This window comes from Micromonospora sp. S-DT3-3-22 (genome assembly GCF_015354745.1).
GTDB classification, from domain to species: Bacteria; Actinomycetota; Actinomycetes; order Mycobacteriales; family Micromonosporaceae; genus Micromonospora; species Micromonospora wenchangensis.
In genome coordinates this window covers 1-22,091 of record NZ_JACGMO010000070.1, presented here as the reverse complement: position 1 = coordinate 22,091, position 22,091 = coordinate 1, and the positions used below count along the sequence as shown (strand labels likewise).

Genomic DNA, 22,091 nt, shown 5'->3' with positions numbered 1-22,091 from the left:
GCGCGACCAACCCGAGGTGATGACTGACGTTCCTGACGCCGGGATAGCCGGGGTGCGCACCCGGGTGGTGCTGGTCATCCTGTTCGACGGGGTGCAGCCGATCGACGTGGCCGGTCCGGTCGACGTGTTCACGTCGGCTGCCCGCTTCGTGGGTGACGCGGACAGCCTGCCGTACGTCATCCGGACCGCCTCTCTCGATGGTGGGGCGGTCCGGGCCGCCGGTGGTCTGCGCCTCGTCCCGGACGGTGACCTGGGCGGCGTCGAGGATCCGGACCTGCTGGTGGTGCCGGGCGGGCCGGGCGTGGGAGACGTCGACGACCGGCTCGTCGCCTGGCTCGCCGAGCGTGCTCCCGGCATCCCGCGGGTGGTTTCGGTGTGCACCGGGGCCTACCTGCTGGCCAAGGCCGGTCTCCTGGATGGTCGCCGGGCCACCACCCACTGGGAGGCCTGCGGTTACCTGAGCGAGATGTTTCCCCGGGTGGCGTTCGACCCGGACGCCATCTTCGTCCGGGACGGGACGATCTCCACGTCGGCGGGGGCGACAGCCGGGGTCGACCTGGCCATGGCGCTGGTCGAGGAGGACTTCGGTCGTGGGGTGGCTCTGGGCATCGCCCGGCTGTTGGTGTGCTACCTGCGTCGGCCGGGCAATCAGGCCCAGCTCAGCGTTCAGCTCTCGACCCAGATCGCCCGGACCGATCCGCTGCGCGAGGTGCAGTACTGGGCCGCCGCGAACCTGGCGGCCGACCTGTCCGTCCCGGCGATGGCGGAGCGCGCCGGGCTGTCTCCGCGGCAGTTCGCCCGGGTGTTCGGGGAACAGGTCGGGATGCCGCCGGGCCGGTACGTGGACCTGATCCGGCTGGAGGCTGCCCAGCGCATGCTGACCGACACCACCGATGGTGTGCTCGGTATCGCTCACCGTTGCGGATATGGGTCGGCGGAGGCGATGCGCCGGGCGTTCCTGCGCGAACTCGACATTTCGCCGACCGAATACCGTCGCGCGTCGGCGAAGGAATCGGTGATCCCCGACGGATCTTCGTCGATGGCAGATTTGTTGGCCGGTACGTCATAGGCGTGAGCGCGGGCCGCTTCTAAGCTTCCTGACATATGGCGAAATGAATATTTTCATGCCATTTTCGGCTTTCCGTGCACGCTTCATGACAGAGATGTGAGCTCGACGTGACTCTCGTTCCAGACCGGATTGTCCGTTCCACGCTGGCCATCGGCCTCGTCGTCGCGCTCGGCGCCTGCTCGGGGACGACGGTGCCGGACGCTCCGGTCGCATCGGCCGACGCGTCGGTCGCCGTCGGTCCCCGAACCACGTATCCGCTGACGATCGACAACTGCGGCCGTGAGGTCACGTTCTCCCAGGCGCCCCGCCGGGTCGTGCTGCTCAACGGCGCGTCCGTGGCCGAGGTCGAGTCGATGATCGCGCTCGGTGTCGAGGGAACCATCGTGGCCAACAGCCAGAGCTACGGCGTCTCCGACGACCCGACGATGGTCGAACGGATCAAGGCCATCCCGACCGGCGGATTGAAGCTGAACAAGAACTTCGAGGTCCCCCGCGAGCAGGTGATCGCCCAGTCACCCGATCTGGTGATCTCGACGTGGGCGGGCGGGTTCGACGACAAGATCGGCTCGATCACCCGCGACGAGCTCGGCAAGGCCGGCATCAACAGTTTCGTGTCCCCGTCGAACTGCGCCAACGGTGCGACCTCGCCCCGACCGCAGGACACGGCCACGTATGCGAAGCGGTCGGTCGAGTCGTCGTACGAGCTGCTGAACCAACTCGGGGTCATCTTCGACGTTCAAGGCAAGGCGGCGCAGGTCGTGCAGGACTCGCGCACGGCGCTGGCCGCCATCCCGTCGCCGACCGGGGCACCCAAGCGGGTGCTGGCCGCCTATCCCAGTATGGGGTCGGCGATGGGTCTCAAGGTGCCTGCCGTGTTCGGCGGCGGCATCTTCGACGACATCATCACCCGGGCCGGCGGTGTCAACGCGTTCGGCGGCCTGACCGACCAGCAACTCACCGCACTCAACGTCGAGGCCCTCGCCGCGGCGAACGTCGAGGTGCTGGTGATCGGCCTGTACCAGCCGGACGACGACGCCAAGAAGTTCGCGGAGCAGCTGTTCGCGCAGTATCCGCAGTGGCCGGCGTCGAAGACCAAGACCTACACCTCGGTTTCCGACAGCTTCTACCTCGGACCGCTGAACGCGGTCGCGGTGAAGAAGATCAGCGATGCCGTCCACGCAGCGAACTGACCGCACCCGCCCGGAAGCGGCCCGTGCCCACCTCGTACCCGACAGAGCCGTTCCGCTGCTGATCGTGCTCCTGACCGTCGCGGTCGTGCTGGCCGCGGCGGTCGCGATCGCCGTCGGCACGGTACCGGTGCCGCTGGGCGACGTGGTCGCGGTGACCTGGGCGCACCTCACGCCGGGAGACACCGAGCGCAGCCTGCTCTACGACCAGATCGTGTGGGACTTCCGCGCGCCCCGGGTGCTGCTGGCAGGGGTCGCCGGCGCGGGTCTCAGCATCGCCGGAGTCTGTCTGCAGGCATTGGTGCGCAACCCGCTGGCCGATCCCTACCTGCTCGGCATCTCAGGAGGCGCCTCCATCGGCGCCGCCCTGGCGCTGAGCTTCGTGCCCGCGGCGATCGCCGGACTGGGTGTCTCCGGCGCGGCCTTCCTCGGGGCGGTGGTCAGCGTCGCCCTGGTCGTGGGGCTGGCACAGCGGGCCGGTCGGGTCGCGCCGGGCCGGCTGATCCTGGCCGGAGTGGCCGTGGCCTATCTGGGCAGTGCCGTCACCAGCTACATCCAACTGCAGGCCAACCCGGGCGAACTACGCGGCATCCTGTTCTGGGTGCTCGGCTCGGTCGCCGCCGCGTCCTGGCCGGACCTACCCGCACCCACCGCCGCCCTGCTGCTCTGCCTGCTCTGGCTGCTGGTTGACGGCCGCCGGTTGAACGCGCTGACGATGGGCGAGACGTCGGCGGCCGGGCTGGGGATCGACGTCAACCGGCTACGTCTCGGGCTGCTCGCGGTGGCGTCGCTGCTGACCGCGACGATCGTCAGCGTCGCGGGTGGGATCGGCTTCGTCGGCCTGCTGGTGCCGCACGCGGTCCGGCTGCTGGTCGGCCCCGACCATCGCCGGGTGATCCCGGTGTCGCTGCTGCTGGGGGCGGTCTTCCTGATCCTCGTCGACCTGTTGTCGCGCACCCTGGACCGGCCGAACGAGATGCCGATCGGCATCTTCACCGCCGTGCTCGGCGCGCCCTTCTTCCTGTGGCTGCTGCGCAGCCAGTCCGGGGCGGTGCGATGAGGGTCGTGGCGACCGGCGTCTCGGTGACCATCGACGGCACGACCATCCTCGATGACGTCTCGTTCACCGCCGCCGACGGCCGGGTGACCGGACTGATCGGGCCGAACGGATCCGGCAAGAGCACACTGCTGCGCTGCCTGTACCGCATCATCCGGCCGCAGCAGGGCACCGTGCACATCGGCGATCACGACGTCTGGCAGGTCCCCGCCCGCCGGGCCGGCCAGTTACGGGCGGTGGTCGCCCAGGACCAGGAACTCGACAACGACTACACCGTCCGCGACATCGTCGCCATGGGGCGGATCCCGCACCAGCGACTGCTCGAACGGGAGAGCATCACCGACCGCACCATCGTCGACGAGGCGCTGGTCCGCGCCCGCATCGAGTGGGCCGAGGGGCGGCGTTTCGTCACGCTGTCCGGCGGCGAACGTCAGCGGGTCCTACTCGCCCGCGCGCTCGCCCAGAACACCCCGGTGCTGCTGCTCGACGAGCCGACCAACCACCTCGACATCGGCGCGCAACTGGAACTGCTCGAGTTGATCCGCGAACTCGGGCTCACCACCGTCGCCGCCCTGCACGACCTCGACCACGCGATGTCCTACTGCGACGCCGTCGTGCTGCTGCACCACGGCCGGGTCGTCGCGGCCGACGATCCCGTCACCGTGCTCACCCCGCAACGCCTGGCCGATGTCTTCGGCGTACGGGGAGCGACGACCACCCACCCACTCACCGGTCAGCCGCACCTGGTGTTCGCGGCGCCGTGTTCCGAACGGGAGATTTCCAGATGACCATGCAGAGCCCGCCCGGCGAGCCGGTTCCCGACGCCAGGCTCACCGCACCCCTCGAACCACCTGCGACCGGCACCATCACCGTGGCCGTCGTTCTCTCACCGCACGCGGAACTGGTCGACTTCGCCGGCCCGTGGGGCGTGTTCGAGTACGCCCGCCTCGACGACGGGCGTACCCCGTTCACGCTGACCACGGTGGCGGCTACGACGGACCCTGTCCCGATCTCCGGAGGCATGGTCGTCGTGCCCGGTCACGCCGTCGAAACAGTGCCGGCACCGGACATCGTGGTCGTCCCGGCCCTGGACACCGGCAAGCTCGCCCCCGAGGTGCTGGACTGGCTGCGGCGTGTCCATCAGAACACCGCAGTGACCATGTCGGTCTGCAACGGATCGTTCGTACTAGGCCAGGCGGGCCTCCTCGACGGCCGGACCGCAACGGCCCACCACAGCGCCTACCAGGCACTCCAGGCCATGTTTCCCGCCCTCACCGTCGTCGCCGGGGTCCGCTACGTCGAGGACGGCCGGCTCGCCACCGCCGGCGGGCTCACCTCGGGCACCGACCTGGCCCTGCGGATCGTCGAACGCTACTTCGGGCGCGCCGTCGCGCAGCGTACCGCCACCTACCTCGAATACCAGGGCACGGGCTGGATGCACCCCGACAGCAACGCCGAGTTCACCGAGCCTGCGGCGGTAAACCCGGAACAGCCGGTGTGTCCGGTATGTCAGATGCCGGTATCCCCCGACACCCCGATCACCCTCGAACTGGACGGACGTACCTGGCACTTCTGCGGCGACTGGTGCCGGGAGCAGTTCCGGGCGGCACCACAGCGCTTCGCCATCGCGGAGGGATCGTGACATGCAGGTCGCCATCGTCGTCTATCCCGGTTTCACGGCGCTCGACGTCCTCGGGCCGTACGAGGTTCTGGGTCGTCTGCCGGACACCGAGGTCGTGTTCGTCGCCGAGCGTCCGGGCTTGGTCGTGAACGACCTGGGCAGCCTGTCGGTCGACGCCGTCGCGACGTACGCCGACGTGTCCGAGCCGGACATCGTGCTGGTCGGCGGGGGAGCGGGCCAGCAGGACCAGATGGCCGACGACGGCCCGCTGATCGAGTGGTTGCGGGCCGTCGACCGGACCACCACATGGACGACGTCCGTCTGCACCGGCGCGTTCGTGCTGGCCGCCGCCGGACTGCTGACGGGCCGACGGGCGACGACCCACTGGGCCGGGCTCGACATGCTCACCGGCTTCGGGGTGACGCCCGTGAAGGACCGGGTGGTGATCGACGGCCACTACGTGACCGCGGCCGGCGTGTCCGCAGGCATCGACATGGCGCTGATCCTGGCCGGCCGGATCATGGGCGACGAGGCCGCACAGACCGTGCAGCTGATCATCGAGTACGCCCCGGAGCCGCCGTACCAGGCAGGTTCCGTGGACACCGCGCCACCGTCGGTAGTGGAGCGGGCCGGCCGCATGCTGTCGCCTTGACGGGTGCTCCGGTCCACCATGGACCGCCGAGTCTGCCGTCTGGTTCGGCGACACCCACCGCACCTTCACCCACGGCCAGGAACTTTCTCCTCCCGGCCGGCGACTGTTTGTACATCGACGTGTGTCGGGAGGTGCTCCTCATGAGGCGACGGGCAGTGCTGGCGGGTAGTGCGGCTGCGGGCGTGGGCACACTGATCGGCGCACAGCCGGCCGAGGCCACACGGGGTGGTGCCAAGGGTCCCCTGCGGGTTCGCATCGTCCTGGTCGACGGTCAACGTCAGGGGGCTGGGGAGGGTTCGGCACCCGGCTGATCACCGGCAGTTATACCCGCTCAAGTCAACAGGGTGCGCCAGTAGAACCAGAACTGCTCGCCGATGAGGGCGACGATGATGACGTACCAGACGGTGAGGACGACGGTGTGATACCGGAGGAGCACAGCCCCCCGGGAAGTGAACAACTGCTCGCGATGGACGTTGTGCAGGGTGACATACCAGAAGATCGCGATGGTGACGACCCACACCACCATGCAGTACGGACACAACGCGCCGATACGGTAGAGGCTCTGGAAGATCAGCCAGTGCACGAACCCGATACCGAACGTCGCGCCGAGTTGCAGGCCGAGCCAGAACCAGCGCGGTAGTCGGGCGCCGGCCAGGACCGCGACACCGATGGTGGTCACCGCGCTGAACCCGACGATACCGATCAGAGGGTTGGGGAAACCGAACGCGGCCGCCTGCGGCGTGGTCATCACCGAGCCGCAGGACAGGATCGGGTTGATGCTGCAACTGGGCCGATAGCTCGGATCGGTCAGAAGGTTGATCTTCTCGATGGTCAGGGTCAGCGCTGCGGCGCTACCGATCGCACCGCAGACGGCCAGCACCCAGCCGATGATGCGCGCCGCGAACGGCGCCGTCGGGTCCGCTGCGACGACCACCGGGCCGGGAGCGGTCGTGACCTGCCCGCTCATCCGGCGAGCGCTGCGTCGACGGCGGCCTTGAGCCCGGCGTACGTGGCCTGCCCGTCGAAGCGCTGGCCATTGATGAAGAACGACGGGGTGCTCTGGACCCCGGCGGCGGTCCCGTCGCTCTGGTCGTCACGGATACGGGCCGCGGTGCCCGGGTCGTCGCGGTCGGTGCGGAACTTCGCCAGGTCGAGGCCAAGCTGCTGGGCGTAGCCCTCGAAGACGACCGACTGGTCCTGCTGCTGCCCGCCCCACGTGGACTGGTTCTCGAACAGCTTGACGTACATCTGCTCGAACTTGTCCTGTCGCGCGGCGGCCTCGGCGGCGCGGGCGGCGTTCTGTGCATTGGCGTGCTGGGTCAGCGGGAAGTTCCGGACCACATAGGTGATCTTGCCAGCGTACTCCTGGCGGAGTCTCTCCACGCCAGGGAACGCCTGTCCGCAGGACGGGCACTCGAAATCGAGGAACTCGACGATGGTTACCTTGCCGTCCTCGGCGGCGGTGAGCCGGTGGCTGTCCGCCCTCACCACCCGGTCGCCAGCTGCCTGCCGAGCTTTGTCACTGCTGTTCTGGACGAAGACGAACAGCCCGGCGAGTCCGGCGAGCACGATCGCCAACAGCCCGAAAGTGATCTTGGTGTTGGTGCTCACACGTCGGGCGCGCATCGCCTTGGCAGCCTTGTCAGACGCCTTCCTGCTGCGCTCTGCTCCGGAACCGCCAGTCCTACCGCCGTCGGCGGTCGGCCTTGCGGGGCGGTTGCGCTTCTTGGACATCCGTGGACCTTCCACCCGAGGCTTCGTCGCACTGCCGCCTTCGGGCGGGTGCTGCCTCATTGGTCGTTCGAGACCCTGCTGGAGTTCCGGCTCGTGCGACGACCGGTCAGATCCGGATGGCCGTCGACAGAGTCGGGAGGGCGCCGGAGTCCGTGTCCAGCTCGAAGGACAGCCGCCAGACGTGACCGGGGGTAAGGGCCACGTGTCCGATCGCGGTTTGAGCGGTCAGCGCCAGAACCTCGACATCGGTCCGCAGCTCGGGAGCGGTGGCGTCCACAGCGGTGGCCGCCCAGCCGCGGATCTCGTCGGCGGGGCCGCCGTCGTTGGTCCAGCAGAGGTGCAGGAGGGGAGACGCGGTGTCGCGCTGCAACCACACGTGCAGAGTGTGGCCGTCCCCGCTGATCGCCACCGACTGACGCTTGGGACAGAACGCGCGGTCACGGGCTGCCTGCGCGGTGACCGGTGGCACCGTCACCGCGGCGATCAGCGCCAGTGCGAGGGCGGACACCGCGAGCACGGCTGGCCATCGCTGGTGCCGCTGCGGCCCGCTGAGCGCCTCGTGACGCCCACGGGCACGAGGCGCGCAGCTGAGGACATGACCGAGATCCTGAGTCTTCCCCGTGGTGTAGCCGGCCGTCCGGTGACTCAGCCGCAGACCCGGGCCATGTCGCCGCCCGTGACCGCGTACCGCCCTGGTCGCCGTGATCGCTGGTGCGGTCACCTGCCGTCGACGAGTCGTCGGGTGTCGAGGGTCGGGGAAGCAGCGGGCCGGGCCGGTTGCGGCGTGGTCAGGCTCCGCGCACTGGCCAGGCGACGATGGCACCTCGGTTTCCACGGAGGTGTCTCCGGATAGATCAGGAACACGTCGCCCGGCCGTCAGGAGCAGGCAGACCGTCACGGCCAGACCCACCGCCAGGATGTGTACGCCCGTCATCCGGTACCCCCCCCGCCACGCCCCGGTACGGCATGCGCCGCCCGCTGGTGGGGTAGTCGCACCGCCGACCCCGCTGGTTCCCGACACCCGGTACGCACCCACCGGTCTCGCCGCCCTGACCAGAGGCGACGTCCGGCGAACTGATCACGGCAACGGGGGTGACCAGCCGGCATCGGATTGGGCGTGCTGCTGGCCCACCAGACGCGGGGTTCGGCCGCCCGTTCGGCGGACGAACGGCCGAACCCTGTCAGTGCGTCAGCTGCCGGCTGGCGCGGGGGAGGTGGGGACCACGGCTGGACGGCGTCGTCGCGACACCGCGCCCACGACGACGTCGATGACGAGGAACGCGAGCAGGGTGATCCCGAACAGGGGCAGCGCCCAACCGATCGCCACGGTCACCGGTACGCCGATGAGCAGGACCCACAGCGGCATGCCGCGGACCCCGCCACGGGGCGGCGGGGTGCCGGCGAGGGCGCGTCGGTCGGCGCGGGTGGGTCGGCGTTGCCACCACATGCGGTAGCCCCAGACGATGACGCAGAGCAGCCCGAGCGCCAGCGCCGCGAGCAGGATCTGGTTGACCGGGCCGAACAGGATACCCATGTGGGCCTGGATACCGAGGCCACTGAGTTTCGCCAGCAGCGGCCAGTCGGCGAAGTCGCTGCGGGCGGTGACCTGACCGCCGGCCGGGTCGACGGCGACGCGGTCCTTGGCGACGGGCCAGGTGTTGTCGACCTGCGTGACCGTCCAGGCCGAGCCCGCCTCGGCAGCCGGGGCGATCTCGACCGGGCCGTCCAGGCCGGCCGTACGGGCGGCCGCCACCACCCGATCGAAAGCAGCCGACTCGACCACTCCGCCTGCACCGCTGGCCTCGTGGTGGCCGCCGCCGGTCTCGGCCGGCTCGTCCGGGACGGTGGTGAGGCTGGTCGAGATCTCCGGGGCGCGGGCGCTGAGCGCGTCGAGGCCGGCACCGAAGTTCGCCCCGGCATAGCGGGACCAGGTGAGCCCGGTGGCCGAGAGGAACAGCAGGCCGACGGTGAGCCAGATGCCGGTGGTGGCGTGCCAGCCCCGGGTACGGCGGACACCCTTGCCGGCGGACAGGTCCGGTACGAGCAGGTGCCGGGCGGTGGCCCGGGAGGCGCTGCGTCGACGCCACCACAGGATCACCCCGCCGAGCGCGAGGACCCACAGCCAGCTCGCGGCCAGCTCGGAGTAGTGCCGGCCCACCACGCCCAGGTGCAGGTTGCGGTGCAGGTCGTCCAGCCAGGTGGTGGCCGGGGTCGAGCCGAACCAGGTGGTCAGCTGGCCCTGGACCTGCGCGGTGTACGGGTCGATGTAGACGGTGTGCTGCTTGTCGCCGAGCTCTGGCAGGGCGAACGTCACCCGGGTGGTCCGGTCACCCTCGCCGGGCTGCACGGTGGTGATGCTGCCCTCGGGGTGGGCGTTGCGGGCGGCACCGACCTGGTCGGCCAGCGGCAGCGGACGGTCACCCACCTGAGCGACGGTCAGTTGGTCGCTGTAGAGGATGCTGTCCAGTTGCGGGGTGGTGGTGTAGGCCAGCCCGGTCAGGGCGGCGACCACCAGGAACGGGGCGACGAGGATACCGGCGTAGAAGTGCAGCCGTAGCAGCAGCGCACCGAACGGTGACGTTCGTCGGGCCGGTCGGGCAGGTGTTTCGGTGGCTGTGGCGGGTTCCGGCGTCGACCCGCCGGACAGTTCGGTGAGAGACATGTTCTTCCGATCGGCATTGGCGAGAAGCACCCCCGCCAGGGGGTGCTTCTCCTGCTGGCATGGTCGCCCGGTGGTTCGTTGCGTTGCTCCGGCTTGGTGAGGTAGTCGGAACGCAAGCCCTCGAGGTTCCCGAGAATTTCTCGGACGGCACCAGGCCGCAGCGTTGTCAGTGCTGGTCGGACCCGGTCGCGCGCCGCGCGCCACTGTCGGCCTGTCCGGACGCGGCGAGGAACGCGTTGTAGCGGGCGAGGTCGTCCTCCTCGCCGGTTGCGTCCGCCCGGTCGGCCGCCCGGTCGAGGCGGGCCTGCTCGCGCACATCGGCGCGGATCCACTGGCGAACAAGAATAATCATGACGACGACGGCAGGTAGCTCGCCGAAGGCCCAGGCGATGCCGGCGCCGAGGTTCTGGTCGGCCAGCAGCGACGACGCCCAGGCGGGGTGGACGGCGATGTACCAGTCGGGGGCGATGACGGTGGTGGTCTGCATGAGGACCAGGCCGAAGAAGCCGTGGGCCATCATCGACGCGAGGTGGATGATCACCAGCAGGGGATGGGGGAGCCGTCGGCGACCGGGGTCGACACCGATGAGCACCCAGAACAGCAGGTAGCCGGCGACCACGAAGTGGGTGAGCATCGCCAGGTGACCGAGGTGGGAGCGCATCAGCACGCCGAGTAGGTCGCTGAAGTACAGACCGAACAGGCTGCCGGTGTAGATGCCGAGCGCGACGAGTGGGTGGGTGAGTAGCTTGGTGACGCGGCTGTGCACGGCGATCAGTAGCCACTCCCGGGCGCCGCGTACCTGTGGGTCGGCCGGTCGGCGCAGGGCACGCAGGGCGAGGGTGACCGGTGCGCCGCCGACCAGCAGGATCGGCACCAGCATCGACAGCACCATGTGTTGGGCCATGTGTGCGCTGAACAGCACGTACGCGTAGCGGGCCACACCGAGGTTGGTCGTCGCGGCGAGCAACAGCAACCCGCCCACCCAACTCGCCGTCCGGGCGAGAGGCCACCGGTGCCCGGCGACGTGCATCCGGCGTACCCCGGCCAGGTACCCGCCGACGCCGACAGCGCAGAGGGTCAGGAAGAACATGTCCGGCAGCGGCTGCCCGAGCAGGTTGCCCGCCGTGGGTGCGGCAGGCATCGGGAAGCCGAGCAACTCGGTGATCGGGTCGGCGTCGATGCCGGACACCGGGACGGGGGTGGGGCTGCGCGACAGTGCCACGGCAAGGCCCACGGTGGCGGTGAACACGATCAGTTCACCGGCGGCCAGTCGGGTGAACGCCCATCGACTGCCGGCGCGCAACGCCGGCAGGGTACGGCAGCGGTGTGCCGCGCCGAGCACGCCGAGGATCAGCAGGGCGGCGACCTTGCCGAGGACCAGCCAGCCGTAGCGGGACTGCCAGAGCTGGTCGACCGTGCCGAGGCGGACGGCGGCGTTGGCCAGCCCGCTCACCGTCACGGCGACGATGCAGCCCAGTGCCAGGCGGCTGTACCGGGCAGCGGCCTCGGCCAGCATTCGGCTGCGCCGCACCATCAGCAGGGCGACGAGTCCACCGATCCACACCGCGGCGGCGAGGATGTGCAGGGCCAGGCTGGTGACCGCGATCTGGTGGTTACCGGCTCCGGCGGCGTGGCCGGTGAAAGCCGGAGGTAGCACCGCGATCAGGGCCAGGATCGTGACCGTCGCGGCGAGCCCTCGGGACACCCCGGCGCGGGCCAGCAGCGCCACGGTCAGGGCCAGCCCAGCCTGCAGCATGAGGGACTGGCCCTGCGAGATCATGGTGGCGAAACTGACGACCGTCGCGGGCTTGAGCGTTTCCAGCGGCTGGCCGAGCAGGTCTGAGACCGTCAGCACCATCAGCGACAGCGCCGCCACCGCCCAGCCGAGCGCGGTGAGGCTCGCTCGCCGTAGCAGCAGGTAGCCGTGGGGCGAGACGGTGCGCCCGTCGCCGGGCAGCAGGAATGCGGAGGTCACCAGCATGCCGACGGTGACGGTGGCGAGGCCGTCACCGAGGAGCCGGACCACCGGTAGCGCCCAGGTCGTGGCTGGTCCCGCATCGGGTAGGCCTGGAATCACGGCGGCGAGGGCACCCCCGACCCGCAGGCCCGACAGCAGCACAGCGATCCCCGAGGCGCAGGCGGTGACAACAAGGAACCAGTCGTAGGCCGTCGATGCAGTGGACCGGAACCGGCTGGCGGATGTCGCCGCCGGCACCGGGATGGTGGTACCGGAGCCGTCGGCGGCGACCTGCCGGGAATCTGTGTCGGACACGTGGTGACCTTGACCTGTGAAGTGGTGATGGGACGCGACCGCAGGAGAACGGTCTGGTCAACGACGGTTCGCTCGCCGTCGGAGGAGCAGCCCACCAACGACCACCACGACGACGACGGCCAGCGCGCCGCCGGCGACGAGGACGCCGGTGCCCGGCCCATCGTCGCCCTGCACCGACGCCGCCGCGGACGGCGCGTCGGTCGTCGTAACGACGATCGGCGCGGCGCTGGAGTTGGGGTCGGCCACCGTGAACGGGTACGACCCCTGGACCGGGTGGCCGTCGGTGGAGACGACCCGGTAGGCGACGGTGTAGGTGCCGTTGGGCAGCGCCCCGGTCACCTGGACCGATCCCTTCGCGCCACCGACGACCGGATCGCCCGTGGGTACCTTCCGTTTGGCGGCGTCGGTGAGCACGATGGTGGTGAACGTCGGGTCCAGCCGTTCGACGAACTCGAGCACGATCTCGGTGGGTGCGCTGGACAGCGTCGACTCCTGGGCCGGTGCCGCCGAGCGCAGCGTGTTGTGTGCCCACGCCGGGCTGACCGGAATGAGCAGCGCCACGACGGCGGCGAGCACCGCCGCGCCGAGTCGAACGGCGGTGGGGCGGGACGACGGTACGGTCATGACGAAACTCCGGTGGACGTGATCATCCGAGTACCTGCTCGCCGATCCATCCTCCCGGTTGACAACCGGGAGGGACGGCGAAGACGGCGGACCCGATCGGGGTGGTCCACTCGTTGAGCAGATCCCGATCGGCCAACCGGCGCTGGATGGGCAGGAACTGACGGGTGATGTCGGCCTGGTAGGACGCGAAGATCAGGCCACTGTCCGCGTGACCCTCCGCCGTCGGCGCACCGTCGTAGTTGTAGGGCCGGCGCAGGATCTTGTACCGGTCGTCCGTGACGTGTGCGCGGGTCATGTGGGAGAAGTCGGGGATGACGGTGAGGCCGTCCGGGCCGGTGGCGGCGAAGTCGGGTTCGTCGTGCTCGGCGGTGCCGGTCAGCGGCGCGCCAGTGGCGAGCCGTCGGCCCACGGCGAGTTCGCGGTCGGTACGGCCGAGCAGGTCCCAGGTCTCCAGGTTCATGCTGATTCGTCTCAGTACCAGGGTGGTGCTGTCGCGTAGCCATGCCGGTCCGTCGGCCACGAAGACGGCCGTGTCCATCGCAACCCCCGGCTGGGGATTGGCGGTGCCGTCGAGTTGACCGAACAGGTTGCGCTGTGTGTGGCCGCCCGGCTCGACGCCGGGGCTACGCCGGAAGCCCTGCTGCACCCATCGCACGGTCGCGAACGGCCTGCTGTCCTTGATCAGGACCCGTTGGGCATGGGCCACGCTGATCGCGTCGTCGGCGCAGATCTGCAGCAGCAGATCACCACCGGACCAGGCCGGCTGAAGCCGGTCGATGCGGAACGACGGAAGGTCGGCGACCGACGCCGGCCGGCGATCGTCGACGCCGCCCGCCCGGTAGAGGCCCGGCCCGAAGCCGAAGGTCACGGTCAACCGTGCGGGCAACAGCCCGAGTTCGGCCTCGGTGTCAGCCAGAGCGGGTCGGCCCTGGGTGAGTCGGGCCGCGTCGTCGGTCAGTAGCCGCAGCCATCGACCCAGCGCGGCCCGGTCCGTGCCGGCCCGCAGCGTCAACGCCACGAACGACCCGTGCGCCTGCGGTTCGGTGGCGATCCCGGCCTGTCGGACGCCGAAGAAGGGCTCGACCAGTCCGCCGACACTCGCCACCGGCGTCGTGTCGGCGGCGTCCACCGACGGGGGGCCGGTCTGCCCTGCGCGGGTCGCGACAACGGCGGCCCCACCGGCCAGTACCCCGCCGGCGGCCAGCGCGCCGCCGGTGAGCAGGCCACGCCTGCTCACCGGGTGGACGGGTGGTGTCTGCGTCACGATGCTGGGGTCATGGTCATCCCCGGCGTGGCGCTCATGCCGGGCATCGGCTCGCCGTGCCCCGGGGCATAGGTCTCCTGCGCGCCGGTGAACGGCTTGGCGACTGCGGTGAACTGCTGGGTCTTGCCGTCGGCGAAGGTGAGCGTGAAGGTCAACTCGTCGCCGGCCTGGACGGGCTTGGTGAGATCCATCAGCATCAGGTGGTCACCGCCGGGCTCCAACGCGTGGGTGCTCTTGGCCTTGATCACGATGCCGCCCTGCTTCTGCTGCATGACCATCTTGCCGTCTTTCATGGCCATCTCGTGCAACTCCATCGCGGAGACGGAGGTCGTGACGCTGGTCAGAGTCACATCGGTGTCGCCGTCGTTGACCAGGGTCCCGAAGGCCGCGGTCATCCCCTTGTCGGCTGCCTTCACCCACGGGTCGCGAATCGTGACCACACCCGTGGCGGCGCTGGCCGACGCGGACGGGCTCGGCTGCGCGGTCGACGACGAGTCGGACGAGGCGCACCCGCCGGCACCGACTGCGACGAGCGCAGCTGCGGTGGCGAGGACAAAGGCCGAGCGTCGGCGCGATCCGAAAGGGCTGGTGGTGCGCATGAATTCTGCCTCCGATGGTTGCTTGCTGCTTCGTTGGTCGGTCGTCGCAGCGTAAAAGTTCCGGGCTGGCGGGTAATGGCCGTCACGTGGTCACGGCTGGCGCGGCGAACGGCTGGCGCAGTGGTGGGTGTTCTCGCCGTTCAGGCCGCTGACCGGTCGCTGATCCGTGCCGTGCCCGGGTGGGGCGGTGCCAGTCGCAGCCTCGGCCGAGTGGCCTGTGGTTCGTCACCTGCCGCGGAGCGCCCGGCGGGGCGGGCGGTCCGGCTGTGCGTCGGAGGCTCGTCACGGTGCCGCCTGGTCTGCGACAACGCGACGACGATCACGTACCCGGCGAGCAGGAAACCGTGGCTGACCAGGCGGGAGGGTTCCACCCGGCCGGTCATCAGGTCATTGACCGAGAGCAGCATGAGCGTGCCGACGAAGGCACTCAGGGTCGGCACCAGCCCGGTGGAGGATGTACGCCGGGCTGCCACGAAGAGGAACCCGGCGCCGACGGCGATGTTCCAGGCGGCAGCCTCGTGCCACAGGTGCCCGGAGCCGAGGGCGCCGAGGGCGTCGTGGGCGTGTGGGGCGGTCGGGCCACGGCCGATCTGCGCCAGGCCCAGCACCAGCTGAACAGCACCGATGAGAGCAAGCCCTGCTCGCAGGGGGAGCACGAGACGGTCCCGCAGGCGTCGAGGCGCGGGGGGTGCGACCACGACGACGTGGGTGAGATCGGGTCCGGGCGCGGTGAGCGTCAGGCGGGTCCGCCGGGTCACCGCGGCGGCCTGGTCGTACCATCGCCGGCAGGTCGCGCACCCGTCAAGGTGAACGTCGGCCCCGGCCTGCTCAGCAAGGGTTGCCTCGCCGTCCAACTGCGCTGACAGGATCTCCCGCCACTGCTCACACCCCATGCACCGGTAGTCGGTTGACAGGGTGTCCTGGTTCCCAGGTTGACCGGGGATGTGGCGTCCTCGGTCGGTCGCCTTCAGCTGGCGGCGCTGCCGCGCTGCCGCCGCGCCGGCCAGGGGCTCGCGTCGACTGCGGCAACCAGGTCTTCTCGAGCCCGTGCCACCCGGGAACGGATGGTGCCCACAGGGCACCCGCACACCTCGGCGGTCTCGGCGTAGGACAGGCCGAGGATCTGGGTCGCCACGAACGCTTCGCGTCGGTCCGGCGCCAACGAGCACAGGAGATCGTTGAGCACGACCGCACCATCGAAGGCGCTGCCGCCAGCGTCGGGGACATCGTGCCGGTCTGACAGTTGCGTGGTACGCGGCCGTCTCGTCGCCGCGCGTACGTGGTCGACCGCGACCTTCCGGGCGATCCCGAGCAGCCAGGTCCTGGCCGACGAGCGCGCGGCGAACGACGGCAACGACCGCATCGCTCGCAGATACGTCTCCTGGGTCAGGTCGTCAGCCTCGGACGGGCTGATCAGGTGGGCGACGAACCGCCATATGTACTGCTGGGTCGCCCGGATGAACCGGGTGGCCGAGTCTTGGTCGCCCCGGCCGGCCGCGAGAGCCCAGGCGGTGATCTCCGCGTCGTCGTCGGTCACCTGGTACCTCCGTGTCCGGTTTTGCCCGGGCGTCCTGAACCACCACGAACCGATCGACGTCGACGACGGGTTCGGGTAGGTCGCCGAATGAGCCTACGGCACCGCTTCGCCTCCCGGTACGGACAAGATCCGTCAGCGGATCAACGTGCGGCGGTCGTTGTCGCGGGCTGCTTCGCTGCCTCGCCGGCGGTCACGGCCGCCGGTCGCCAGCGGAACAGACGAAGGCTGTTGAGCACGACGAGCAGGCTGGAGCAGGCCATCGCGGCGGCGGCGAGCATCGGGGTGACCAGACCGACAGCGGCCAGCGGGATCATCAGGCTGTTGTAGGCGAACGCCCAGAACAGGTTGACCTTGATGGTGCGTAGGGTGGCCCGGGCCAGGGCCAGCGCGTCGACCACGGCGATGAGATCCACGGTGCCGGCACTCGCGCGGACGATCGTGACGTCGCTGGCCTCGATGGCGATGTCGCTGCCGGTGGCGATCGCCACGCCGAGGTCGGCTTCGGCGAGGGCGGCCGCGTCGTTGACTCCATCGCCGACCATGGCCACCGTTGCGCCCTCGTCGCGCAGCCGCCGGACGGTGGCAGCCTTCGCTTCGGGCGTGACCTCGGCAATGACTTCCGTCAACCCCACCTGGGCGGCGACGCTGGCTGCTGCTGCGAGGCTGTCACCGGTCAGCAGGACCGGTCGCAGGCCAAGCGCGCGTAGCCGTCGTACCGTCGGCCCTGCGGACTCCCGCAGTGTGTCGGCGATGGCGATCCAACCACGAAGCTGCCCGTCCCACGCGACGTAGACCACCGTGTCCGCCGTGCCCGCCGCCTCGTCGACACTAATGCCGTCCAGGGCCAGGAGCCGGGCGTTGCCGATGGTCACCCGGACCTGGTCGACGGTGCCGCGGGCCCCGAGCCCCGGCTCAGCGCGGAAGCCATCGGCCTGCGGCAGGTCCCGCCCGTGCTCGGCTCCGGCGGCGATCACGATGGCATGGGCGACCGGATGCTCGGAGCAGGCCTCGACCGCAGCCGCCAGGCGCAGCAGCTCGCTGCGGTCCACGCCGGGGAGGGGATGCACGCCGGTGACCCGCATCCGGCCGGTGGTCAGGGTGCCGGTCTTGTCGAGCACGATGGTGTCGATGCGACGGGCCGACTCCAGCGCCGCCACTCCGCGGATCAACACGCCGAGTTGTGCGCCGCGACCGGTGCCGACGAGAAGCGCGGTGGGTGTGGCCAGGCCCAGAGCGCAGGGACACGCGACGATCAGCACCGCCACGGCAACCCCGACCGCCGTTGCGGTGGGGGCGAGGACCAACCAGCCGGCGAAGGTGGCCAGGGCGATCATCAGAACGAAGGGGACGAAGACGCCCGCGACCTCGTCAGCAAGGCGCTGAATTCGGGCCTTGCCTGCCTGTGCTTCGGCCACCAGGCGGGTGATCTGCGCGAGCCGCGTGTCGGCGCCGACCCGGCTCGCCCGCACGACGAGCCGACCGCCGGTGTTCACGGTGGCGCCGGTCACCGCCGAACCGGGACCCACCTCGACGGGGACGCTCTCCCCGGTCAGCAGGGCGACGTCGACCGCGCTCACACCAGCCTCGACCACCCCGTCGGTGGCGATCTTCTCGCCCGGGCGGACCACGAACACATCACCGACCCGCAGGTCGGTGACCGGGGTTCGCCGCTCGGTGCCATTCGCGTCGAGGACGGCGACGTCCTTCGCGCCCAACTGAGCGAGCGAACGCACGGCCGAACCGGCCCGGTACCGGGCCCGCGCCTCCAGCCAGCGCCCGGCCAGCAGGAACGTCACCAGAGCCGCGCCGACCTCGAAATAAAGCGGGTGGTCGTGCCCGGAAAACCAGGACAGGCTCATCCGCAGGCCTGGCCGACCGGCGGGTGTGCCCAGCAGCGCCCACAGGCTCCACAGGAAGGACACCAACGCGCCGAGGGAGACCAGCGTGTCCATCGTGGCGGCGCCGTGGCGGGCGTTGATCAGCGCCGCCCGGTGGAACGACCAACCCGCCCAGGCCACGACCGGCGCGGTGAGCGTGGCGACCACCCACTGCCAGTACGGGAACTGGGCGGCTGGTGTCATCGAGATCACCATTACCGGGGCGGCGAACGCCGCCGCGACGAGCAGCCGTCGCCCCATGTCGTTGCTGGCCTGGTCGTCGTCCTGGGCAATGGTCGTCGGCGCGGGCGGCCGGGCGGTGTAGCCCATCGCGGTTACGGTCGCTACCAACTCCGGCACCGCTACCGCCGGGGTGTGCTCCACCGTGGCGGTGGCGGTGGCGAAGTTGACCGTGGCCCGTACGCCGTCGATCCGGTTGAGTTTGCGCTCGATGCGGTTGGCGCAGGCCGCGCAGGTCATGCCCCCGATCGTCAGCGATGTGAGCAGCTGGTCAACGGTGGTGGTCACGCGGGGCTGCCGGCCAGTTCGAAGCCGGCCTCGTCCACTGCCCGCTGAACCTCGGCCAGCGGCAACGCCTCGGCGCTGCGAATGGTGACACGGCCCGCCTCGACATCGACCTCGACGGTCTGAACGCCCGACAATGCGGTGAGTTCGGAGGTGACGGACTGGGCGCAGTGCCCGCAGGTCATACCCCGAACCTGGTACGTGGATTGCACGATGACCTCTTTCGAGTCAGCCGGATCCGCACGATGTGCGGCGGAGAACGGGGGCGGCACCCTGCCCTGGTGTCGACCCTGGGTGGCACACCGCGGATGGTCCTGCGGTGGCGTGTCCCGGCTCCGCACCATGGTACGCGGGAAATGTCGACGCGGTTCAGCAGAACGTGGTCATTCACTCGACATCTGATCGAGAACCAGCATCGTCTCGCGGCGCAGTGCGCCGCGCCGGACGTCGCGTTCTCGGGTGGCGAGGGCAGCCTCCATCACATGGGCGTCGAGAAGGGGGCGGTGCACGCACAAGTCAGCCGACCCGGAAAAGGGAGATGACTGGGCACGTACGAGCCGGAGACGGTCTGCCTTGCCGTTCCGCCCGACCATACGGTGCGGCGCCGGCCCGGGTCCGAGGATCTCTTCCAGCCCGGTGGGAGAGAGCAGCATCGAGGTGCTCAAGCCGACCGATTCGCCCTCGGCGAGCCGGCGGGCGATGCGGCCCGAGTGCTGCTGGCTTGACCCGAGCAGGTCGAGTCGGCAGCGCACGGCCATCCGCAGCCGGTGCGCGACGAGCGGTCCCGTGATGGTGGCCGCTGTCTCGGCGGCGGGTGGCGTCCAGTACCGCTCGTGGCGAACCGCTCCGTCGTCGTACAGAAGCGCCCCGGTAGCCTCGGGCAGGAGTACCGCGGTGGGCCCGGGTCGAGTGCCGGCGACCCCATCACCGAGCCAGAGCCGGCAGACTCCCGCCACATCGCCGGCAACGTACGTGCCGTACGGCGCGCGGACGAAGGTGAGGTAGCTGCCGGGCAGTCGGGCGAGCGCGCCGAACGCATGACGCCGCACAGCCCGGCTGACCTGCTCGGTGAGGAGTCGGGGTGACAGGGGGCAGGGACCGAGCAGCACCATTCGGAAGCCCGGAACGTCGATCTGGTGCACAGCCCGCTGCGGCCACCACCCGGTGAGCCATGGGTTGCCGGAGATCGGATCGAGCATAGTCCGGCGGGGACCTGGCGACCGGTCGTCGATGGCGTCCGAGGGGCGGTGGCTCATCACCCAGCATCGGGTGCCGGGGATGTCGGACGTCAATCTAGGCGGAGGCCACGTCGTCCAGCGCGCCCGAGCGGGCGAGGCCGACGATGTCGCTGAGCTGGCCGCCGCTGAGTCGGATCGCGTTGCCGAAATCATCGGTAATGACGACTCGCTGCTCGGCCGGCGCTGCGGGGTCGATGTACAGCTCCGGGCATCCGCAGTTGCAGTTGCCGCACAGGGTGAGCACGTGTACCAGGCCGTCGGCTGCCATGTGAGCCTCCACTCGTCGGACGTCGTTGTTCAGGCTAGGGAGGGTCTATGCGTTCCTGCCGTGACCGATCAGTGTTTGTCAGCGGGCGACTATTCCTGACGGGGTGGGAACCCGGTGGTGGTGCTGTCCGACTACCTCTGATTGTGTGGGTGGTCGGGCTACCGACGTGGCTTCCCGAGTGTCCGATTGAGTAGTCCCAACAGGAGCGCCGCGGCACCGAGGACGACACCGGCCACGGCGACAGCCAGCGCGACCCCGGCCGGCCGGTCGGCGGCGGCCGTCGGCGGGGGTGCGGTGATCGGCATCCCGTGTTCGTCGACGCCGCTGGCCGCAGCCTCGGTCAGGCGTAGGACGATGGCGGGGTTCTCCGGCTCGGGGCCGCCGGCCGGGGGTTCCTCGATCCAGCGGGAGATGACGCCGTCGGCGTACGTCTGGAGAGCCTTGAACACGATCCGGTCGCCGGTCGTGGGCAACGGGCCCACGGAGACGCTGAACTCCTGGAACTGGTTGCCGTCGATGGCGTCCTCGGCGGTTGCCGCCGTCCAGGTCACCGAGGTGATCGCCTCGGTCACCGTTGCCGAGCCGACCTTGACCGGCGCGGCGAGTGGGCCGTCCTCGACGGTCGCCCGCCACCCGGCCAGCTTGTGGACCGCCGCCGAGGTGATCGGTGTGGTCTCGGGCATCACGATGCGTACGCTTGTCGTCGGCGCTTCGGCGCGCTCGTTGGGCACCCGGAACGTCAGGGTGGTGAATCCACCTGGCGCGGCCTGGGCGGGGCTTACCGAGACGTGCGCCTGCGCCGGGCCGACCGGCGCGATCGCGACCGCCGCTCCCGCGAGCAACGCCAGGGCGATCCGGCCCGGTACATGCTGTCGCATCGTTCATCTCCTCCTGCTGGGCGTGCCTTCGCTGGCCTTCAGCGGCGGCTATCGCACGATGTTCATCATGGTGGGGAGGCCGTCGGGTGGCGTGTGGGGGTGTGCCAGGCGATGTGGCCGTCCGGTCGCACCAGAAGGCCACCGGTGTCGTGCAGGCCGCACTGGTCGAGGAAGACCGTTCGCGCAGATGGCGACATCACTCGGTCGAGGTGGTGGACGGTCAGTGGAAACCCGACCTTCTGCTGCTCGGCCGCAGTCGAGGCCCAGGCCGCGTCGGGCCGGCGAGCAGGATGAAACCGTCGCCTGCGACCAGGTCGAGGGTGGACCGGGTCTGTTCCGGGTCGAGCCAGACGTGGGGGAGACGGTGGCCCGGCCGGCCGGTGGGGACGTAGTCGGCCACCGGATCCCCGGCAGGCGGGGCCGTGCCATCGGCGATGACGGCGGCGGAGGTGTAGTGGTGGCGAACACCGCCGGTCAACCACCGTCGGCTGCGGCCTGACTGCGGGGTCCCCGTGCCGGTCGTCGGGCACGGGGACTCCGCACAGCGCCGACGACCGGACCACGGCGGGCCGCCGATCCGGGGCCAGCCGTGGGACAGCGCGGTCATCCGCTGGTGGCCAGGCGGACACCCAGGGCGATGAAGGCCACCGCGCAGATCCGGCTGATCCGCCGAGACCACCGACCGTCGGTCACCCGGCCGGCGAACCTGCCCGCCCCGGCTCCGAGAGTGACATCGACGGTGAGCTGCACCACGACGAAGATCGCACCGAGGGGCACCAGCTGCGCCGTCACGTCGCCAGTCGCCGGGCTGACGAACTGCGGCAGGAACGCCACACTGAACAGGATCATCTTGGGGTTGAGGAGATTGGTCACCAACCCGCGGAGGAACGCCCCGCCACCGCGGCTGTTCCGCTCCGCCGTGGTGGAAGCCGTCGCCCTGCCGTCGCGGAGGGCCCGAACCCCGAGGACGATCAGATACGCCGCCCCGGCCCAGCGGATCGCGGCGAACAACACCGGCGACGCGGAG

The 22,091-nt window shown here is 70.2% G+C and carries 22 protein-coding genes; 6 read left to right on the top strand and 16 right to left on the bottom strand.

What is annotated here, in order from left to right; all coding sequences use genetic code 11:
* Window positions 1-19: 19 nt before the first annotated feature.
* From H1A17_RS20140 to H1A17_RS20115, 6 genes are all read left to right on the top strand, one after another.
* The gene (locus H1A17_RS20140; RefSeq protein ID WP_228543886.1) at window positions 20-1,069 is read left to right on the top strand and encodes a GlxA family transcriptional regulator; all 1,050 of its coding nucleotides are present in this window, start codon (window positions 20-22) and stop codon (window positions 1,067-1,069) included.
* Between the two features lie 335 nt (window positions 1,070-1,404).
* Window positions 1,405-2,259, top strand: coding sequence for an ABC transporter substrate-binding protein (locus H1A17_RS20135; RefSeq protein WP_309236824.1), 855 nt, complete (start codon window positions 1,405-1,407; stop codon window positions 2,257-2,259).
* Window positions 2,260-2,323: 64 nt separating this feature from the next.
* Window positions 2,324-3,316 (top strand): iron ABC transporter permease, encoded by a 993-nt coding sequence (locus H1A17_RS20130; RefSeq protein WP_309236823.1) that lies wholly within the window; start codon window positions 2,324-2,326, stop codon window positions 3,314-3,316.
* Window positions 3,313-4,101, top strand: coding sequence for an ABC transporter ATP-binding protein (locus tag H1A17_RS20125; protein WP_145920726.1), 789 nt, complete (start codon window positions 3,313-3,315; stop codon window positions 4,099-4,101). Before H1A17_RS20130 ends, H1A17_RS20125 begins: the two co-directional genes overlap by 4 nt.
* Complete coding sequence (locus H1A17_RS20120; protein WP_145920725.1) at window positions 4,098-4,955, top strand: AraC family transcriptional regulator; 858 nt, start codon at window positions 4,098-4,100, stop codon at window positions 4,953-4,955. The genes H1A17_RS20125 and H1A17_RS20120 overlap by 4 nt, the downstream gene beginning before the upstream one ends.
* Before the next feature lies 1 nt (window position 4,956).
* Window positions 4,957-5,586 carry a DJ-1/PfpI family protein gene (locus H1A17_RS20115; RefSeq protein WP_145920724.1) on the top strand — a complete coding sequence of 210 codons (630 nt, stop codon included), beginning with the start codon at window positions 4,957-4,959 and terminating at the stop codon, window positions 5,584-5,586.
* 331 nt (window positions 5,587-5,917) lie between these two features.
* On the opposite strand, the gene H1A17_RS20110 is transcribed toward H1A17_RS20115, so the two are convergent.
* The 16 genes from H1A17_RS20110 to H1A17_RS20035 all read right to left on the bottom strand — a co-directional run.
* Complete coding sequence (locus H1A17_RS20110; protein WP_145920723.1) at window positions 5,918-6,553, bottom strand: vitamin K epoxide reductase family protein; 636 nt, start codon at window positions 6,551-6,553, stop codon at window positions 5,918-5,920.
* Window positions 6,550-7,320: a thioredoxin domain-containing protein gene (locus H1A17_RS20105; RefSeq protein WP_228543885.1), complete on the bottom strand. Its 771-nt coding sequence runs from the start codon at window positions 7,318-7,320 to the stop codon at window positions 6,550-6,552. Before H1A17_RS20105 ends, H1A17_RS20110 begins: the two co-directional genes overlap by 4 nt.
* A 106-nt stretch (window positions 7,321-7,426) precedes the next feature.
* On the bottom strand, window positions 7,427-7,837 hold the full coding sequence (locus H1A17_RS20100) for a hypothetical protein (protein WP_194822647.1): 411 nt from the start codon (window positions 7,835-7,837) through the stop codon (window positions 7,427-7,429).
* A 672-nt stretch (window positions 7,838-8,509) separates the two neighbouring features.
* Window positions 8,510-9,982: a PepSY domain-containing protein gene (locus H1A17_RS20095; RefSeq protein WP_194822646.1), complete on the bottom strand. Its 1,473-nt coding sequence runs from the start codon at window positions 9,980-9,982 to the stop codon at window positions 8,510-8,512.
* Window positions 9,983-10,148: 166 nt separating this feature from the next.
* Entirely contained in the window at window positions 10,149-12,254 is a 2,106-nt protein-coding gene (locus tag H1A17_RS20090) for a cytochrome c oxidase assembly protein (RefSeq protein WP_309236822.1), read from the bottom strand.
* Between the two features lie 57 nt (window positions 12,255-12,311).
* The gene (locus H1A17_RS20085; protein ID WP_194822645.1) at window positions 12,312-12,878 is read right to left on the bottom strand and encodes a copper resistance CopC family protein; all 567 of its coding nucleotides are present in this window, start codon (window positions 12,876-12,878) and stop codon (window positions 12,312-12,314) included.
* Window positions 12,879-12,900: 22 nt separating this feature from the next.
* Complete coding sequence (locus H1A17_RS20080) at window positions 12,901-14,115, bottom strand: Dyp-type peroxidase (RefSeq protein ID WP_194822644.1); 1,215 nt, start codon at window positions 14,113-14,115, stop codon at window positions 12,901-12,903.
* A gap of 23 nt (window positions 14,116-14,138) precedes the next feature.
* The gene (locus H1A17_RS20075; protein WP_194822643.1) at window positions 14,139-14,741 is read right to left on the bottom strand and encodes a copper chaperone PCu(A)C; all 603 of its coding nucleotides are present in this window, start codon (window positions 14,739-14,741) and stop codon (window positions 14,139-14,141) included.
* A gap of 140 nt (window positions 14,742-14,881) precedes the next feature.
* Window positions 14,882-15,634, bottom strand: a complete 753-nt coding sequence (locus H1A17_RS35620; protein ID WP_194822642.1) for a zf-HC2 domain-containing protein — start codon at window positions 15,632-15,634, stop codon at window positions 14,882-14,884.
* A gap of 74 nt (window positions 15,635-15,708) precedes the next feature.
* Window positions 15,709-16,278 (bottom strand): sigma-70 family RNA polymerase sigma factor, encoded by a 570-nt coding sequence (locus H1A17_RS20065; RefSeq protein WP_194822641.1) that lies wholly within the window; start codon window positions 16,276-16,278, stop codon window positions 15,709-15,711.
* A 140-nt stretch (window positions 16,279-16,418) separates the two neighbouring features.
* On the bottom strand, window positions 16,419-18,683 hold the full coding sequence (locus H1A17_RS20060) for a heavy metal translocating P-type ATPase (RefSeq protein WP_309236821.1): 2,265 nt from the start codon (window positions 18,681-18,683) through the stop codon (window positions 16,419-16,421).
* Window positions 18,680-18,895, bottom strand: a complete 216-nt coding sequence (locus H1A17_RS20055; RefSeq protein WP_088643315.1) for a heavy-metal-associated domain-containing protein — start codon at window positions 18,893-18,895, stop codon at window positions 18,680-18,682. The genes H1A17_RS20060 and H1A17_RS20055 overlap by 4 nt, the downstream gene beginning before the upstream one ends.
* A 168-nt stretch (window positions 18,896-19,063) precedes the next feature.
* Window positions 19,064-19,879 carry a hypothetical protein gene (locus tag H1A17_RS20050; RefSeq protein WP_145920717.1) on the bottom strand — a complete coding sequence of 272 codons (816 nt, stop codon included), beginning with the start codon at window positions 19,877-19,879 and terminating at the stop codon, window positions 19,064-19,066.
* Between the two features lie 94 nt (window positions 19,880-19,973).
* Window positions 19,974-20,186 carry a hypothetical protein gene (locus tag H1A17_RS20045; protein WP_088643418.1) on the bottom strand — a complete coding sequence of 71 codons (213 nt, stop codon included), beginning with the start codon at window positions 20,184-20,186 and terminating at the stop codon, window positions 19,974-19,976.
* Window positions 20,187-20,344: 158 nt separating this feature from the next.
* Window positions 20,345-21,064, bottom strand: coding sequence for a YcnI family protein (locus tag H1A17_RS20040; RefSeq protein ID WP_145920716.1), 720 nt, complete (start codon window positions 21,062-21,064; stop codon window positions 20,345-20,347).
* A 603-nt stretch (window positions 21,065-21,667) separates the two neighbouring features.
* A partial coding sequence (locus H1A17_RS20035) for a LysE family translocator (protein WP_194822640.1) occupies window positions 21,668-22,091 on the bottom strand: 424 nt, incomplete at its 5' end.

Coding starts and splice junctions, on each gene's coding strand:
- H1A17_RS20085 (WP_194822645.1), bottom strand. CDS start 12,878: ATGACCGTACCGTCGTCCCGCCCCACCGCCGTTCGACTCGGCGCGGCG.
- H1A17_RS20045 (WP_088643418.1), bottom strand. CDS start 20,186: ATGGCAGCCGACGGCCTGGTACACGTGCTCACCCTGTGCGGCAACTGC.
- H1A17_RS20075 (WP_194822643.1), bottom strand. CDS start 14,741: ATGCGCACCACCAGCCCTTTCGGATCGCGCCGACGCTCGGCCTTTGTC.
- H1A17_RS20095 (WP_194822646.1), bottom strand. CDS start 9,982: ATGTCTCTCACCGAACTGTCCGGCGGGTCGACGCCGGAACCCGCCACA.
- H1A17_RS20125 (WP_145920726.1), top strand. CDS start 3,313: ATGAGGGTCGTGGCGACCGGCGTCTCGGTGACCATCGACGGCACGACC.
- H1A17_RS20105 (WP_228543885.1), bottom strand. CDS start 7,320: ATGTCCAAGAAGCGCAACCGCCCCGCAAGGCCGACCGCCGACGGCGGT.
- H1A17_RS20110 (WP_145920723.1), bottom strand. CDS start 6,553: ATGAGCGGGCAGGTCACGACCGCTCCCGGCCCGGTGGTCGTCGCAGCG.
- H1A17_RS20115 (WP_145920724.1), top strand. CDS start 4,957: ATGCAGGTCGCCATCGTCGTCTATCCCGGTTTCACGGCGCTCGACGTC.
- H1A17_RS35620 (WP_194822642.1), bottom strand. CDS start 15,634: ATGGGGTGTGAGCAGTGGCGGGAGATCCTGTCAGCGCAGTTGGACGGC.
- H1A17_RS20120 (WP_145920725.1), top strand. CDS start 4,098: ATGACCATGCAGAGCCCGCCCGGCGAGCCGGTTCCCGACGCCAGGCTC.
- H1A17_RS20050 (WP_145920717.1), bottom strand. CDS start 19,879: ATGCTCGATCCGATCTCCGGCAACCCATGGCTCACCGGGTGGTGGCCG.
- H1A17_RS20140 (WP_228543886.1), top strand. CDS start 20: ATGACTGACGTTCCTGACGCCGGGATAGCCGGGGTGCGCACCCGGGTG.
- H1A17_RS20040 (WP_145920716.1), bottom strand. CDS start 21,064: ATGCGACAGCATGTACCGGGCCGGATCGCCCTGGCGTTGCTCGCGGGA.